At 44.1% G+C, this 17,508-nt stretch carries 9 protein-coding genes and 2 pseudogenes; 8 read left to right on the top strand and 3 right to left on the bottom strand.

Annotated elements, in window-relative coordinates; translation table 11 throughout:
- Window positions 1–27: 27 nt before the first annotated feature.
- Window positions 28–1,183, bottom strand: a pseudogene (locus DXA15_RS27825) (redoxin domain-containing protein).
- Window positions 1,184–1,386: 203 nt separating this feature from the next.
- Between DXA15_RS27825 and pnp the strand changes: the two are divergent.
- Window positions 1,387–3,609: a polyribonucleotide nucleotidyltransferase gene (pnp, locus tag DXA15_RS00575; protein WP_128132773.1), complete on the top strand. Its 2,223-nt coding sequence runs from the start codon at window positions 1,387–1,389 to the stop codon at window positions 3,607–3,609.
- A 484-nt stretch (window positions 3,610–4,093) separates the two neighbouring features.
- Here pnp and DXA15_RS00570 read toward each other — a convergent pair.
- Window positions 4,094–5,733 (bottom strand): annotated as a pseudogene (locus DXA15_RS00570) (fumarate hydratase).
- 446 nt (window positions 5,734–6,179) lie between these two features.
- Between DXA15_RS00570 and DXA15_RS00565 the strand changes: the two are divergent.
- The 3 genes from DXA15_RS00565 (at window position 6,180) to DXA15_RS00555 (ending at window position 10,947) form a co-directional block, all read left to right on the top strand.
- The gene (locus DXA15_RS00565; protein WP_233566604.1) at window positions 6,180–8,129 is read left to right on the top strand and encodes a T9SS type A sorting domain-containing protein; all 1,950 of its coding nucleotides are present in this window, start codon (window positions 6,180–6,182) and stop codon (window positions 8,127–8,129) included.
- Between the two features lie 304 nt (window positions 8,130–8,433).
- Window positions 8,434–10,125, top strand: a complete 1,692-nt coding sequence (locus tag DXA15_RS00560; RefSeq protein ID WP_009860742.1) for a hypothetical protein — start codon at window positions 8,434–8,436, stop codon at window positions 10,123–10,125.
- 171 nt (window positions 10,126–10,296) lie between these two features.
- Window positions 10,297–10,947, top strand: coding sequence for a hypothetical protein (locus DXA15_RS00555; protein WP_128132772.1), 651 nt, complete (start codon window positions 10,297–10,299; stop codon window positions 10,945–10,947).
- A 54-nt stretch (window positions 10,948–11,001) separates the two neighbouring features.
- Here DXA15_RS00555 and typA read toward each other — a convergent pair whose 3' ends face one another.
- The gene (gene typA / locus DXA15_RS00550) at window positions 11,002–12,798 is read right to left on the bottom strand and encodes a translational GTPase TypA (protein ID WP_128132771.1); all 1,797 of its coding nucleotides are present in this window, start codon (window positions 12,796–12,798) and stop codon (window positions 11,002–11,004) included.
- Between the two features lie 171 nt (window positions 12,799–12,969).
- On the opposite strand from typA, the gene rpsO reads away from it, so the two are divergent.
- From rpsO to ahcY, 4 genes are all read left to right on the top strand, one after another.
- On the top strand, window positions 12,970–13,239 hold the full coding sequence (rpsO, locus tag DXA15_RS00545) for a 30S ribosomal protein S15 (RefSeq protein ID WP_009860739.1): 270 nt from the start codon (window positions 12,970–12,972) through the stop codon (window positions 13,237–13,239).
- 150 nt (window positions 13,240–13,389) lie between these two features.
- Window positions 13,390–13,974 carry a helix-turn-helix domain-containing protein gene (locus DXA15_RS00540; RefSeq protein ID WP_128132770.1) on the top strand — a complete coding sequence of 195 codons (585 nt, stop codon included), beginning with the start codon at window positions 13,390–13,392 and terminating at the stop codon, window positions 13,972–13,974.
- A 15-nt stretch (window positions 13,975–13,989) separates the two neighbouring features.
- Entirely contained in the window at window positions 13,990–15,645 is a 1,656-nt protein-coding gene (locus tag DXA15_RS00535; RefSeq protein WP_128132769.1) for an AMP-binding protein, read from the top strand.
- A 275-nt stretch (window positions 15,646–15,920) separates the two neighbouring features.
- A complete protein-coding gene (gene ahcY / locus DXA15_RS00530) occupies window positions 15,921–17,339 on the top strand; it encodes an adenosylhomocysteinase (protein WP_122326780.1) in 1,419 nt (472 codons plus the stop codon).
- The last annotated feature ends 169 nt before the right edge of the window (window positions 17,340–17,508 follow it).

Below are 17,508 nucleotides of genomic sequence, written 5' to 3'. Positions count from 1 at the left end.
TATAAATCTGATTGTTAGCGTACTATATTAAAGTACTGCCTTTACATCTACTGCCAGATTTTTCACGTCATCCACCCGTTTAACCAGATTACCTTTGCGGTCAAGGATGAAGATCGCCGGGAGTTGTTTCACATTATACAATCCGGCTATCTGAGAGTAGACAGACTGCGGATCACGAACAGCTACCCAAGGTAGGTTTGAAGCCGCATTCTTCCAGAAGTGAGCATCAGAGTCCAGAGACACCTGATAAATATCCAAGCCCTGACTATGATACTGCGTATATAATTCACCCAAAGCCATATTCAATGCCGGGGACCATTCAGCCTGATAAGCTGTAAAATTAATAATAACCGGCTTTCCTTCTGCCACAGAAGATAGTTTAACCACCTCCCCTTTCAGATTCGGCAATTCGATATCCAGAAACTCACTTCAGTCGTTTTCACATCATCCAGATTTACCGGACGCTGTGCACGAAGCACCTTCATAGACTGCAAAGTCAGGTTGTAAAGATGTTTTGAACGGGGACTTCCCGGATAGAAATGATCGTAACTGGTAGCCACTGCTCCGTAAGCCTTTACATCATTTCTGTCATAGAGGTCAAAGAACAATAGTCCGTCGATCTGCTGAAACAAAGCAAAATAAGCAGCTGTCGACATCGGGGCTGCATAAATATATTTACGGGCCACATCCTTATAAGCCTCTGCTGTTTCCAAAATTCTTGCACGGTATGTCGTATCTGCAATATGCTTATCCTCATATTCTTTACGTAAACGACCGATCGCCTGGTTCGCATCCAACTGTGCCAGGGTGATCGCTTTGATCGCTTTACTGTTTTCAGATCCTTCAACGGAATAAGAAGTGGCAAACGTTCCGGCATCAGCAGCAAAAGTAACCGTTTCAACCGAGTCGATCGCAAATTTATCAATTGATTATTCAGACGCAAACGATAAAAATCCGGAAATTCCGGACGTTTATGGGTAAACTTGAATTTACCGGCAGCAGTCAGTTTCACCGAATCCAACAATTCGATATTTGATATGCCCACATTCTCCAGATACATTGTCTGGCCGTCGGCTCCGGATACAACTCCCTTCACTGTAAAATCCGATGCCTTGTTACATGCAGTAAACAACAGCATACAAATTCCGAAAATAACCAATAATTGCGCAGATATTTGTTTCATCCTTTTTTCTTTACAATGTTCGTAATTCCGATGCAAATATACATTATTTTACAATTGTGGCACTATTATTCTCAAAATCTTCCTTTTATTTTTATAAAAAAGGGCTTTTCTGATGTTTTTTATTTTCATTTTCATGTGTTTACAGGTAAACTTTCATTACATTTGCACCAATTTTTACAGATAGAAAAATAAGAAAGAAGATTATGCTTAATCCAATTAACAAGACGATCGAGTTGGCTGATGGAAGAACCATCACCATCGAGACCGGGAAATTGGCAAAACAGGCGGACGGTGCGGTTACCGTACGTATGGGCAACACTGTGTTGCTGGCTACTGTTTGTGCCGCTAAAGATGCAAATCCCGGTGTTGACTTTATGCCGCTGCAAGTTGAATACAAAGAAAAGTACTCCGCATTTGGCCGTTTTCCCGGAGGTTTCACAAAAAGAGAAGGAAAAGCTTCCGATTATGAAATCCTGACATCGCGCCTCGTTGACCGCGCTTTGCGTCCGTTATTTCCGGACAATTACCACGCTGAAGTATATGTAAACGTTATATTGTTCTCTGCTGACGGCGAAGACATGCCGGATGCATTGGCTGGCTTAGCAGCTTCTGCTGCCCTGGCTGTTTCAGATATACCTTTCAACGGACCGATTTCTGAAGTACGTGTAGCCCGTGTGGATGGAAAATTTATTATCAACCCGACATTCTCAGAATTGGATAAAGCAGACATCGATATGATGGTTGCTGCAACAATCGACAACATCATGATGGTTGAAGGCGAAATGGCTGAAGTACAGGAATCAGACATGCTGGATGCTATCAAAGTTGCACACGAAGCTATCAAAGTACAGTGCCAGGCTCAGCTTGAACTGTCGGAAGCTTGCGGCAAACTCGTTAAACGCGAATACTGCCACGAAGAAAATGACGAAGAACTGCGCAAAGACATACACGAAAAATGTTTCGCAAAAGCATATGCCGTTGCAACATCGGGTACGGACAAACACCAGCGCTTCGATGCTTTCCAGGCAATCATAGAAGAATATAAAGCTAATTTCTCTGAAGAAGAACTGGAAGCTAAAGCCGAAATGATCGGCCGTTACTACCACGATGTAGAGAAAGAAGCCATGCGCCGCGCTATCCTTGACGAAGGAAAACGCCTGGACGGCCGTAAAACAACTGAAATCCGTCCGATCTGGATCGAAACGGATTATCTTCCGGGACCTCACGGATCAGCAGTTTTCACACGTGGCGAAACTCAGTCACTGACAACCGTTACACTCGGTACCAAAGCCGACGAAAAGATGGTTGACGACGTACTGAACCACAGCAAAGAACGTTTCTTATTACATTATAACTTCCCTCCGTTCTCAACCGGTGAAGCAAAAGCATCACGTGGCGTAGGACGTCGTGAAGTCGGCCACGGGAATCTGGCCCACCGCGCTTTGAAGCGTATGATCCCGGAAAACTATCCATATGTAATACGCGTAATCTCCGATATCCTCGAATCAAACGGTTCTTCTTCTATGGCAACTGTTTGTGCAGGTACACTGGCTCTGAGAGACGCCGGCGTTCCGATGAAGAAACCGGTTTCAGGTATCGCAATGGGTCTTATCTCTGAAAACAAAGGTCAGAACTATGCTATCCTGTCGGATATCTTAGGCGACGAAGACCACCTGGGAGACATGGACTTCAAGGTAACAGGTACAGCAGACGGTATCACAGCTACCCAGATGGATATCAAGGTTGACGGTCTGTCATACGAAATCCTTGAAAACGCATTGGCTCAGGCAAGAGAAGGCCGTATGCACATTTTGGGTAAAATCATGGAAGCTCAGCCGGAAACACGTGCTGAACTGAAACCGCACGCTCCGCGCATCGAATCAATGACGATCGGCAAAGAATTTATCGGCGCAGTGATCGGCCCGGGTGGAAAGATTATCCAGGGTATCCAGGAAAAGACCGGTGCTGTTATCACAATTGAAGAAGTTGACGGTGTAGGTAAGATCGAAATCTCCGGAACAAACAAAGATACGATCGATGCTGCTATCAGAGCGATCAAAGGTATCGTTGCCGTTCCTGAAATCGGTGAAGTATACGAAGGAAAGATTTCTTCTATCATGCCTTACGGTGCATTCGTTGAATTCATGCCGGGTAAAGACGGTCTGCTTCACATCTCTGAAATCGACTGGAAACGTCTGGAAACAGTTGAACAGGCAGGCTTGAAAGAAGGTGACACGATCTCAGTTAAGTTGGTAGACATCGATGCTAAAACAGGTAAGTTCAAACTTTCCCATAAAGTATTGCTTCCGAAACCGGAAGGTTACGAAGAACGTCCGCCAAGACCTGAAAGAGGTCCGAGACCGGAACGTGGCGACCGTGGCCCTCGCCAGGATCGCGGAGACCGCAACAACCGTAACGATCGTTAATAGACAACTTTCTTATACATTTATATATAAAGAGCTATCCTGCGAAGGGTAGTTCTTTTTTTTGTACTATCCGGAAATAAAAATACATCTATTAGAGATAAGCCCTGTTTTTCAATTTGTTTTAATAAATAATGATTATATTTGCGACCAGATAATCAAGTAGCAAATGTACAAACAGAAAAGGAGTACCTTCCTTATTTTAATCACTCTTCCCCTACTGCTGTTCGTTTACAACTGTAAAATGCCTCTCATTCAATTTGGCTGTCGACAATTATGCGCAGGCCTGTTGACAATTGTGGGCTAGCCTGTCGATAATTATCAGCAGGCCTGCGCATAATTGTCGGCAGCCAAATACATAAGGGAATCAATCGGAAAAGATCACTATGAATAGGCAACAACAAGGCAAGGAAAAGGAGAAAACAGAAAGAAAAAGCCCGCCCCGAATAAACGGAACAGGCCTTTCACCTCTTATAATAAGTTGTTCTTATTTGCTACAGGAGCAACGCGGCTTCAATTGTTTGAAGAAATCGTTGCCTTTATCGTCTACCAGAATGAAAGCAGGGAAATTTTCTACTTCAATCTTCCAGATTGCTTCCATACCCAGTTCCGGATATTCCAGACATTCTACTTTCTTGATGCTTTCCTGTGCCAGGATAGCAGCCGGACCACCGATACTTCCCAGATAGAAACCGCCATGCTTCTTACAAGCATCTGTTACCTGCTGGTTACGGTTACCTTTGGCAATCATAATCATGCTACCGCCATTGTCCTGGAACAAGTCGACATAAGAATCCATACGGCCGGCTGTTGTCGGACCGAATGAACCGGAAGCCATTCCGGCCGGAGTCTTGGCAGGACCTGCATAATAAATAGGATGATCCTTGATATACTGAGGCAGATCTTCGCCTTTATCGATACGTTCTTTCAGTTTTGCATGGGCAATATCACGACCAACCACAATCGTTCCGCTCAGCGAAAGACGGGTGGATACCGGATATTTAGTCAGTTCTTTCAGAATATCGGCCATTGGCTGGTTCAGGTTGATCTTTACGGCATCGCCTTCACCAGCATTACGCAACTCTTCAGGAATCAGGCGACCTGGATTAGAATCCATCTTTTCAATCCAGATACCCTCTTTATTGATCTTACATTTGATATTACGGTCAGCAGAGCAGGAAACTCCCATCCTACCGGACAGGAAGCACCGTGACGCGGCAGACGAACGATACGTACGTCGTGTGCATAATATTTACCACCGAACTGAGCACCCAAACCAATGTTATGAGCCGCTTCCAAAACTTCTTTTTCCAGTTCGACATCACGAAAAGCACGGCCATACTCGTTACCGCTTGTAGGCAGGTTGTCATAATAATGAGTAGAAGCCAGCTTCACGGTCAGCAGGTTCTTTTCTGCTGAAGTACCGCCGATAACGAATGCAATATGATAAGGAGGACAGGCAGCTGTACCTAATGTTTTCATTTTTTCAACCAGGAACGGAACCAATGTTGCCGGATTCAGGATCGCTTTTGTTTCCTGGAACAGATAAGTCTTGTTGGCAGAACCACCACCCTTCGCTACACAAAGGAATTTATATTCCATACCTTCAGTTGCTTCGATATCGATCTGTGCAGGCAGGTTACATTTTGTATTCACCTCGTCGTACATATTCAACGGTGCATTCTGTGAATAACGCAGATTTTCTTCCGTATATGTTTTGTAAACACCCAGAGAAAGCGCTTCTTCATCACAATAGCCGGTCCATATATGCTGGCCTTTTTCACCGTGGATGATAGCCGTACCTGTATCCTGGCAGAAAGGAAGCTGGCCTTTAGCTGAAACTTCGGCGTTACGAAGGAAAGTCAATGCTACGAATTTATCATTGTCGCTTGCTTCCGGATCGCTCAGGATTTTAGCAACCTGTTCGTTGTGGGCCGGACGAAGCATAAAAGCCACATCGCGGAAAGCAGCATTAGCCATCGCTGTTAATCCTTCTTTTGCAATCTTCAGAATCGGTTGTCCTTCAAACTCGGATACCGACACATAATCTTTTGTAAGCAGATAATACTCTGTTGTATCCGGTCCCAGTGGAAACGGTTCCTGATACTTGAAAGGAGGTGTTGCCATATCTTTATTATTTAATTATGTAATATTGGTTTTACAATTTCAGAATCATTCTTTTTCGCTTCGCAAACTTAGACAAAAATCACGAAATACGGGAGTGGTTTCACAAATTTGTTCGTAGTACAGGAAGAATTAATTAAAAGAAAAACATATATTTGCATGAATATGAAAAAGCTAGTCACTCTTTTTTTCCTCTGCCTGTTGGTATCCGCCCATTTAACAGGACAGATCAGTCACGGAGGCAGACCACTTCCGATGACGATACTCAGTACCCGCTCAGGAAGTATGTTTCAAGAAATGCCTGCTTTTGACATCGCTGAACAATTACGAATCGACTCACTCAACGAAAGCGATTTGCGCAGTAGTTTTCATTTTGCCTATAAATTCATGACCGATTTTACTCCGGATAACTCTGGCAGCTGGTTTACACAAGCCGACGGCACCCGCGTATGGCGACTGGGCATTCGATCGGCCGGAGCTATTCGATCAATGTATTGTTTTCTGAATACGAAATTCCGGAAGGAGCCCAGCTCTTCCTGTACAATCCGGACCAGACACATATATTAGGAGCATTCAACCACTTGAACAACTCCAAACTGGGCATACTTCCCGTCTCTCCGGTACAAGGTGAGGAATTAATTATCGAATATCAGGAACCGGCTAATGTTCCGTTTCATGGCAAGCTAAAAGTGGGTGAAGTAAACCATGACTATCGTAATATCAGAGGATACGAGCCGCAAGAATATAGCAGGACGTATCTCGGATGCATAAAAACACTGGCCTGCCTGCAAGAAAGTACGGATAAATATAATGAGATAGGCCGAAGCGTCGTCCTGCTCATTATCAATGGAACTGATTTTTGTACCGGTACATTAATTAATAATACATCAAACGACGGTACACCTTACCTGTTAACAGCATCCCATTGTTTGAACAAGCAGTTCAGCATTGAGAATCCGGACTATGAAATGATTGCAAGCAATATCGTCACCTATTTCAATTATGAAAGTCCTCTATGCGAACCGATCATGAGAGGTACGGAAGAAATGTCGATGGCCTCCACCCTCTTCAGGGCAACCAACGAACAGACCGACATGGCCTTACTGCAACTGATGGAAACACCACCGGCTTACTATCAGCCATATTATGCCGGTTGGAATGCCAAAGACCAGGGCACTGCCCCATACGTGGGAATCCATCATCCGGCGGGCACCGTAAAGCGACTTAGCACGACAGAAGAAGTCGAATTAACAACGTTCAACTCTTCGATAGGAAACTTTATAAAAAACGGGCACTGGCACATAAAGGAATGGTCGGACGGAAGCACGGCCGGCGGTTCTTCCGGTTCCGGATTATTTGACAGCAACGGCTTAGTTATCGGAGGCCTGTCCGGAGGATATTCTGACTGCCCCCGCCCTTATGATGATTTCTATTTCGCCTTAAGCCAAAACTGGGAAATATCTCCGGATGCCGACAAACAATTAAAAATATGGCTCGACCCGGCAGGAACAAACTCCGGACGGACCTGCAAGGGACTTGATCCTTACAGTGCAACCCCATGTCTGCGCCTGAGCAACATAAAGGAAAGCGGAAAAGCCAACACGATAGAATCAACACCTCTCCCTTCACCCGGTACAGGTCCAGCTTTCGGCAACAACTCACTGGGGATGAACGAATTTGCCGAAGCCTATAAAATAACGGGCAACGCTAAAATATACGGCACATACATCGTAAATCCGGCTATAAGCAAGATGAGTGACCTTGAAGTAGAAATCACCGTCTACAATGGCTCGGATAAACCGGAAACACTATTACACAGCGAATCATTCAGTCCTTCATTCGTAACGCTCAATGACAAAAGTGCTTTTATCGATTCTACCAAGCCGATGAACCGCGACCAGGAATCATTTATAACCTTCAAAGAGCCAATCGATGTGTCCGGTAATTTCTTCATCGGATACAAGATCAAATCGGCTGCCGGCAATACCTCTTTTTCGGCATTCAATCTCCCAAAAGGAGAAACAAGTAAAAATACCGTATGGATCAATTATAAAGGCCAATGGATAGAAGCTACCAGCCATCCGGCTTCCCCGATGAGTACTTCCTTATTCATCGACCCAGTCATCCAATACAATACGGCATCAGCTAACACTTCCATTAACGAAAGTAATCCAATCCGCATATTTGTGGAAACAGCTACCAAAGCAATTCATGTCCTGCTACCGGAAACAATCCGTCAGGCACGGTATTCAGTGCTGTCGATGGAGGGAAAAACTTTACAGAACGGCACTGTTCATTCGGGACAAAACATCATCACCGCTACAACGGCCACGTCAGGTATCTATCTGATACAAATCAGCTACGGAAACGAATGTTTTACTCAAAAGATTTTATTTTAATCAAAAATACACAATAAGAAAACAGCCGGCAGAAGCCGATAAGATAAAGAGATGAAAGCGAAACACTATAAATTAACTAAATTAGTACCGGATGGAAGCTATTAAAGCGTTCATAAATCCTGTCATTTATACTCTTTTTAGCAAAAAAAGGAGCCTGGATTCATTAATAAGTATTAATTAGAAAGATTTTATCGTATCTTTGCTATTCATAACAAAAAAATGCTTTAGTTTTGCACTTTGATGGCTAAGGGACAATTGAAAGTGAATATATAAACATAGTAACATTTTAAACTTACATCAAATTATGAACAAAAAGTTTTTATTGTCATTCTTTGTAATGGCAGCAATCTTAACCCTTTCTTCTTGTTCAAACAAGTTGAAACCGCTAGCTGAAGAGTACATCAAAGCTGAGCCGCAGCCGCTTGAGGCTATCGGAGGCAAAGTACCCGTGACTATCAACGCGACTTTCCCTGCAAAATGGTTCAACAAGAAAGCCGTTGTAACTGTAACTCCGGTTCTCCGCTATGCCGGTGGTGAAGCATGGGGAACATCTTACACTTATCAAGGTGAAAAAGTAAAAGGTAACAATCAGGTTATCGCTCAAAAAGAAGGTGGAAACGTAACAATGAAATCTTCTTTCACTTACAAACCTGAAATGAAGAAATCTGAACTGTACCTGACTTTCGATGCAAAGATCAAGAACAAGACAGTTAAATTACCGGACGTAAAGATCGGTGAAGGTGTAATCGCAACTTCTGAACTGGCTGACGCTGCTACTGCAACTGCTGCTATCGCTGCTGACAAATTCCAGCGCATCATCAAAGAAGCTCACGATGCTAACATCATGTTCCTTATCCAGCAGGCTGAACTTCGTGCTAAAGAGTTGAACTCTGATGCAATCAAAGAATGGAAAGACCTGGTTAAAAACGCTGACGAAGCTCCTAACCAGAATGTAGCAATCGAAATCTCTGCTTACGCTTCTCCTGATGGTGGTGTTAAACTGAACACTGGTCTGGCTGAAAGACGTGAAGGTAACACTTCTAAATACCTGAACAAAGAATTGAAGAAAATGAAAGTTGATGCTCCGGTTGACGCTCGTTACACTGCTCAGGACTGGGAAGGCTTCAAAGAATTGGTATCTGCTTCCAACTTACAGGATAAAGACCTTGTATTAAGAGTTATCTCTATGTACCAGGATCCTGAAACAAGAGAAAAAGAAATCAAAAACATCTCTGCTGTTTATTCTGATCTGGCTGAAACTATCCTTCCGCAATTGCGTCGTTCTCGTTTGACTGCTAACATCGAAATCATCGGTAAGTCTGACGACGAAATCAGCGCATTGGCTAAGAGCAATCCTTCTGAACTGAATATCGAAGAAATTCTTTATGCTGCTACATTAACTAACAACGACAGCGAAAAGATGGCTATCTATACAAAAGCTTCTGAACTGTATCCTAACTGCTACCGCACTTGGAACAACATCGGTATGATGGCATTCAAGGCTGGTGACCTGGCTAAGGCTGAACAAATGTTCAACAAGTCTAACTCTGTTAAGGCTAACAACGAAGCTAACATGAACTTAGGTTTGATCGCTCTGACTAAGGGTGACCAGGCAAAAGCTCAGCAATTGTTCGGTAACGCTGCAGGTGTTGCTGAATTAGGCGAAGCTCTGGGTGTTCTTTATCTGGAACAAGGCGAATATGCTAAAGCTGTTAACTCTTTCGGTTCTGTTAAGACTAACAACGCTGCTTTGGCTCAGCTTTTAGTAAAAGACTACAGCAAAGCTTCTCAGACTTTGAACGCTGTTGCTAAACCTGATGCAACTACTTCTTACCTGAAGGCTGTTGTTGCAGCACGCACAAACGATGTAAACGCAGTTATCAGCAACCTGAAAGCTGCTATCGCTGCTGACAAAGCTATGGCTAAAGAAGCTGCTATCGACCTGGAATTTGCAAAATATGCAACTAACAGCGATTTCGCTAGCTTGGTTAAGTAATTAGTATATTACACAATCCTATAATAGAAGCTGCCTCCGTAAAAAGAGGTGGCTTTTTTATTTCTACCAAAATCATAAGGAGATAACAATTTATTCATTTTTAGCTGTTTAGTATTGCATTTTCAGTATTATTTTCCTATTCTTGCATATGCTAAGCTTAATCATAATATTATGAGTAGATTCATTATTATACTATTATTGGCTATTATCTCCGGAAGTAATAAGTTGGCTGCACAAATCGACAGTGCACAATTCTTGTTGCGCAGCTTCGAAAACGGATATGTATATTACAAAGATGGCAGGACATTCAATGTGCCACTAAACTATAGCCTGCTCATCAAAAAATTCCTTTTTCAGGACCAACACGACAATAACAATATCAAAGAGTTCTCTGAACCGGATATGGTGGCTACCATCAAGATAGGAGAAAGGATCTTTCTTCCAACGAAAGACGGGGCCACCGAAGTGCTACAAAAAGATCCTCCTATTTTCGTCCAGTACAGAGGTGCATTAAAATGGGAAGGCAAACAGGTCGGTTACGGAGGGCGTTCGGAAACATCGGCGGTCGACTCCTATTCCTCTTTCCAGTCAGGAAACACGACCCATAAGCTGGAAACGGAAAAGCTGATTCTCAGTCGTATCGACAAAATATTCCGGATAGAACGTAACGGGAAACAATTCAGGTTCCTCAATGAGAAGCAATTCCTCAAAGCGTTCCCCGACCATAAAGAAGAACTAAAGAAATATGCCGATGACAATAAAACGGATTTCAACGAGATTGAAGACGTACTGCAGATTTACAATCATGCAGTAACTTTATAAAAAAACCGGATACACAAATGCATATCCGGTTTCCCATTATATATTTCAACAGGTTTATCTACCCTGACGTTTGCGTTCTGTTTCGTCCAGAATAATTTTACGCATACGCATATAATTCGGAGTGATTTCTACATATTCGTCTGCCTTGATGTATTCCAAAGCATCTTCCAAACTGAATACAATAGGGGGAGCCAATGAAACTTTATCGTCAGAACCCGAAGCACGCATGTTCGTCAATTTCTTTGATTTCGTTACGTTTACAACCAGGTCACCTTCTTTTGTGTGTTCACCAACTACCTGACCGGCATAAACATCTTCCTGTGGAGAGATGAAGAAACGCCCGCGAGACTGAAGGTTATTCAATGCATAGGCAAATGCCGTACCTGCTTCCATGGCAATGATGGAACCGTTGTTACGACGTTCGATATCTCCCTTCCACGGTTGATATTCCAGAAAGCGGTGAGCCATAATCGCTTCACCGGCAGAAGCTGTCAAAACTGCATTGTTCAGACCGATGATACCACGTGAAGGTATATTGAATTCAAGATGCATACGGTCGTTCTTACTTTCCATCATTGTCATCTCACCTTTGCGCTTTGTCACCATATCGATGATACGGCTGGAAGATTCTTCCGGGAGATTGATAGTAAGCTGTTCAACCGGTTCGCATTTTACACCGTCAATTTCTTTAATGATTACCTGCGGCTGGCCGACCTGCAATTCGTATCCTTCACGACGCATCGTTTCAATCAACACAGACAAGTGGAGCACGCCACGGCCATATACCAACCATGAATCAGCTGAATCGGTAGGAACCACACGCAAAGCCAGGTTCTTGTCCAACTCTTTCTGAAGACGTTCAAAGATATGGCGTGATGTAACGAACTTACCATCTTTACCGAAGAACGGAGAGTTGTTGATGGTAAAGAGCATAGACATCGTCGGTTCATCGATTGCAATCGTAGGCAGCGGTTCCGGCTCATTGATATCAGCAATAGTCTCGCCAATCTCGAAACCATCGATACCAATCACGGCACAGATATCGCCGGATTGAACGGATTCTACTTTCGTACGGCCCAAACCTTCAAAGATATCCAACTCCTTAATTTTCGATTTTACCATCGAACCGTCACGTTTGCACAACATAACTTCCTGACCTTCGCGTAACTCACCACGGTGAACACGGCCTACAGCGATACGGCCTACATATTTGGAGAAGTCCAGCGATGTAATCAACATCTGGGGAGTTCCTTCCAATACCTTCGGCTCCGGAATATATTTGATGATAGCATCCAGCAATGCATAGATATCTTCGGTCGGCTTCTGCCAGTCTTCAGACATCCATCCCTGTTTAGCGGAACCATAGATTGTCGGGAAATCCAACTGTTCTTCGGTTGCATCCAGGCTGAACATCAGGTCGAACACCATTTCCTGCACTTCCGACGGACGGCAGTTCGGCTTGTCTACCTTATTAATAACTACGATAGGTTTTAATCCTAATTGAATTGCTTTTTGCAGCACGAAACGTGTCTGAGGCATCGGGCCTTCAAAAGCATCTACCAACAGCAGGCAACCGTCGGCCATGTTCAATACACGTTCTACTTCACCACCGAAGTCGGCGTGACCCGGGGTATCAATAATATTGATTTTGCAATCCTTATAATTAATAGATACATTCTTAGCTAGAATAGTGATACCTCGTTCACGTTCCAGGTCATTGTTATCCAGGAACTGGTCCGGCTCTGCCTGTCCTTCACGGAAGAGCTTACCGGCTAATAACATCTTATCCACGAGCGTCGTTTTGCCGTGGTCTACGTGCGCGATAATCGCGATGTTTCTGATTTTTTGCATCGAAGACTAATTTATTGGCTGCAAAAGTACGACATTTTTACGATATGTATGTGATATTCATGTTGCAAAATATAAAAAAGATACTGAAAAGAGTTGTCAGACAAAAAAGTTATGCATATCTTTGTCGCCGCTTAGATAATATAGTATCAATTTATTAAAGTAAAAAGAATCATGTATTTAGATTCAGCAAAGAAAAAAGAATTATTCGAAAAGTATGGCAAATCAGCTGCCGACACAGGTTCTGCAGAAAGCCAAATCGCACTGTTTACAGTTCGTATTGCACATTTAACAGAACACTTGAAAGCTAATCACAAAGATTACAGCACTGAAAGAGCTCTGAAAATGTTGGTTGGTAAACGTCGTCGTTTACTGGATTATCTGATTAAAGTTGATATCGAAAGATACCGTGCTATCATCAAAGAACTTGGTATCAGAAAATAAGAAACTACTTCGCAGGAAGTTACAAAAGGGCAACTCTCACAAGGGTTGTCCTTTTTTTCTTTCAGTAAATTACATGGTAAAATAAAATATTAATGTAAATTTGCGGCGTTCAGTTACAAATTAAAAGATAATCTAAAAATAAACATACTTATGGGAAACAACAAAATCATCGGAGCCAAAATTAAAAGTATCCGTGAATCAAAACAACTCACTGTTGAGGAAGTTGCCGAACGTTCCGGCCTGAGTACAGAACAAATCGAACGTATAGAAGGTAATGTAGATTTTCCTTCACTGGCACCTCTTATCAAAATAGCACGGGTACTCGGTGTCCGTCTGGGCACATTCCTTGACGACCAATCCGAACTCGGCCCGGTTATCTGCCGCAAAAAGGATAGTAATGACTCCAATAGCATCGGTTTTACCAACAATTCGATGGAAAACCGCAAACATATGGAATACCATTCACTGTCGCAGGATAAATCCGGCCGCCATATGGAACCGTTCCTGATTGATGTTTCCCCTTCGGAAGATGGCGTTGATTTTGTTCTTTCCACACATGAAGGCGAAGAGTTCATTTATGTACTGGAAGGCGTACTTGAAATAAACTACGGAAAGAATACCTATATATTGGAAGAAGGCGACAGCATCTATTATGATTCGATTGTTGCTCACCACGTTCATGCCGCTGCCGAAAACACGGCTAAAATCCTTGGAGTTGTTTATACCCCGTATTAATGTTAAAGAAAGGATATGGAAATACAACTGCAAGATAAGACATTAGGCCAATGGCTGGAACATTGGGCCGAAACGACGCCGGACAAGGAATACCTGGTTTATTCCGACCGCGACCTGCGTTTTACATGGAAAGAATTCAACGAACGTGTCGACCGGATGGCAAAAGGCATGCTCTCTATCGGCATCGAACACGGCACCCATGTCGGTATCTGGGCAACGAATGTACCCGACTGGCTGACATTCCTTTATGCTGCCGCCAAAATCGGAGCCGTAGCCGTTACCGTCAACACGAATTATAAACAGAACGAGTTGGAGTTTCTGGTAGAGAATGCCGATATCCACACCATGTGTATCACCGAAGGCGTATTTGACGGCAGTTACATCGATATGATGTACACCATGCTTCCCGAACTAAAGGAATCGCAACGCGGCTATCTGAAAAGCAAACGCTTCCCGAGACTGAAAAATGTCGTTTATATCGGCCAAGAGAAATATCGCGGTATGTATAACACGCCGGAGCTGTTATTGCTGGGCGAAAATATAGAAGACGACAAACTGGAAGCTGCTAAAAAGCTGGTTGACTGCCACGATGTTGTCAATATGCAATACACCTCCGGCACGACAGGCTTCCCGAAAGGGGTTATGTTGACGCACCATAATATTGCGAACAACGGTTTGCTGACCGGCGAGCATATGAAATTCACCGCAGACGACAAACTCTGCTGCTGTGTTCCTCTTTTCCATTGCTTCGGTGTGGTGCTAGCTTCCATGAACGTGCTGACACACGGTTGTACACAGGTTATGGTCGAAAAGTTCGACCCGCTGGTGGTACTGGCCTCTATCCATAAGGAACGGTGTACGGCACTTTACGGTGTACCGACCATGTTCATTGCCGAACTGAACCATCCGATGTTCCCGATGTTCGACCTGACTTCACTCCGTACTGGTATCATGGCAGGTTCGCTCTGCCCGGTAGAACTGATGCGCCAGGTGGAAGAGAAGATGTTTATGCGTGTAACCAGCGTTTACGGTCTGACGGAAACATCGCCCGGTATGACCCATTCACGTATCGACGACCCGGCAGAAGAACGTTATAATACTGTCGGACGCGACTTTGAATTTACGGAGGTGCGTGTTATCGACCCCGAAACCGGCGAAGAATGTCCGGTTGGCGTACAGGGAGAAATGTGCAACCGCGGTTACAACAACATGAAAGGTTATTATAATAATCCTGCCGCCACAGCCGAAGTCATCGACAAAGACGGCTTCCTGCATAGCGGCGACCTCGGCGTAAAAGACGAAAACGGCTTCTACCGTATTACCGGACGCATCAAGGATATGATTATCCGTGGCGGAGAAAACGTTTACCCGCGTGAAATAGAGGAATACCTTTATCACCTGGAAGGAGTGAAAGACGTTCAGGTGGCAGCCGTCCCGTCCAAGAAATACGGCGAAGAAGTCGGCGCTTTCATCATCCTGCACGAAGGTGTTACAATGACGGACGACGTAGTGAAAGACTTCTGCCGCGGCAAGATAGCCCGCCACAAGATTCCGAAATATATCTTCTTTGTCGATACCTTCCCGATGACCGGTAGCGGCAAGATTCAGAAGTTCAAGCTGAAAGACCTCAGCCTGAAACTGCTGGCCGAACAAGGGATTACTCCGGTATAAAACGAAAACATATTAAAAGTACAGGGCTTTTGCCCGGCAAAATAGCCGTTGATACTAATCAACGGCTATTTTTCATTATAATACTACGGCTCAATCTATTACAGTTTCCTCGTAGTTTCCTCCCATGGAAACGCGCGTTTCCTGCTGAAGAAACTAGCGTTTCCTTAGCAGGAAATTATGAAGAGATAAGCAGACGGATATGTTTGTCCTTGCAAATCATCCGTACAACTCAATAATTTGTTATCTTTGCCACACATTCAAAATAATTATTATTTATGTCACAATTATTTCCAACTAATCTGCCTTATAAAGTGGCAGATATGAGTTTGGCAGAATTCGGTCGCAAAGAGATTGAAATCGCCGAACACGAAATGCCGGGACTGATGGCTCTTCGCCAGAAATATGCCGCTCAGAAACCTCTGAAAGGTGCCCGTATCACCGGCTCACTGCACATGACAATCCAGACAGCAGTGTTAATCGAAACATTAGTTGCGTTGGGAGCAGATGTACGCTGGGCAAGCTGTAACATCTTCTCTACCCAGGACCATGCCGCTGCGGCTATTGCTGCAACAGGCGTTCCCGTTTTTGCCTGGAAAGGTGAAACTCTGGAAGAATACTGGTGGTGTACCGACATGGCACTCCGCTTCCCTGACGGAAAAGGTCCGCAGATGATTGTTGACGACGGAGGTGATGCTTCTCTTCTTGTTCACATGGGGTATCGTGCTGAAAACGATGCAGAAACCATCAATCGCAAAGGTGGTAACCACGAAGAACAGGTTATTCTGGATACATTAAACAGCATCCTGAAAGAAGATAACCAGCGTTGGCATCGTACGATTGCAGAGATGAAAGGTGTTTCCGAAGAGACAACGACCGGCGTACACCGTCTGTACCAGATGATGGAAAAAGGCGAACTGCTGGTTCCGGCCATCAATGTGAACGATTCGGTAACGAAATCCAAATTCGACAACCTGTATGGCTGCCGCGAATCGCTGGCCGACGGTATCAAACGTGCTACCGACGTGATGATTGCCGGTAAAGTCGTGGTAGTTGCCGGATACGGTGACGTGGGTAAAGGTTGTGCACACTCCATGCGTTCTTACGGAGCACGTGTGCTGGTTACTGAAATCGACCCGATTTGTGCTTTGCAGGCTGCTATGGAAGGATTCGAAGTTACAACGATGGAAGAAGCGGTTAAAGAAGGTAATATTTTCGTTACTACCACCGGAAACTGCGATATCATCACCATCGGCCACATGAGCCAGATGAAAGACCAGGCAATCGTTTGCAACATCGGTCACTTCGATAATGAAATACAGGTAGACAACCTGGTGAACTATCCGAACATCAAACATACCAATATTAAACCGCAGGTTGACAAATATACGTTCCCGACAGGAAACTCTATCTTCCTGCTGGCAGAAGGACGTCTGGTGAACCTGGGTTGTGCAACCGGTCACCCTTCCTTTGTAATGAGCAACTCATTTACAAACCAGGTACTGGCACAGATGGATTTGTGGCAGATGGCTTACGAAGTGGGTGTTTACCGTCTTCCGAAACGTCTGGACGAAGAAGTTGCCCGCCTACACCTTGAACGTATCGGTGTAAAACTGTCTACATTAAGCCCCAAACAGGCCGACTATATCGGAGTTCCGGTAGAAGGTCCGTATAAGGCTGACCATTACAGATATTAAGGATTAGTCCTTTATAGGAGTAACCTTTTCCCCTCTCGAGAGAGGGCAGGGGGTGTGTTAAAGCCAGTTCATAAGGCAAAAAGATAACACACCCCTTATCCCCTCTCAAGAGGGGAAACAGTTACCATCAGTTGCCATAACCAGTAAAATATGGCACATTAACTAATTG

This window comes from Parabacteroides sp. AM58-2XD, assembly GCF_003463685.1.
Taxonomy (GTDB): Bacteria; Bacteroidota; Bacteroidia; order Bacteroidales; family Tannerellaceae; genus Parabacteroides; species Parabacteroides segnis.
This window is presented reverse-complemented; position numbering and strand designations above follow the sequence as displayed.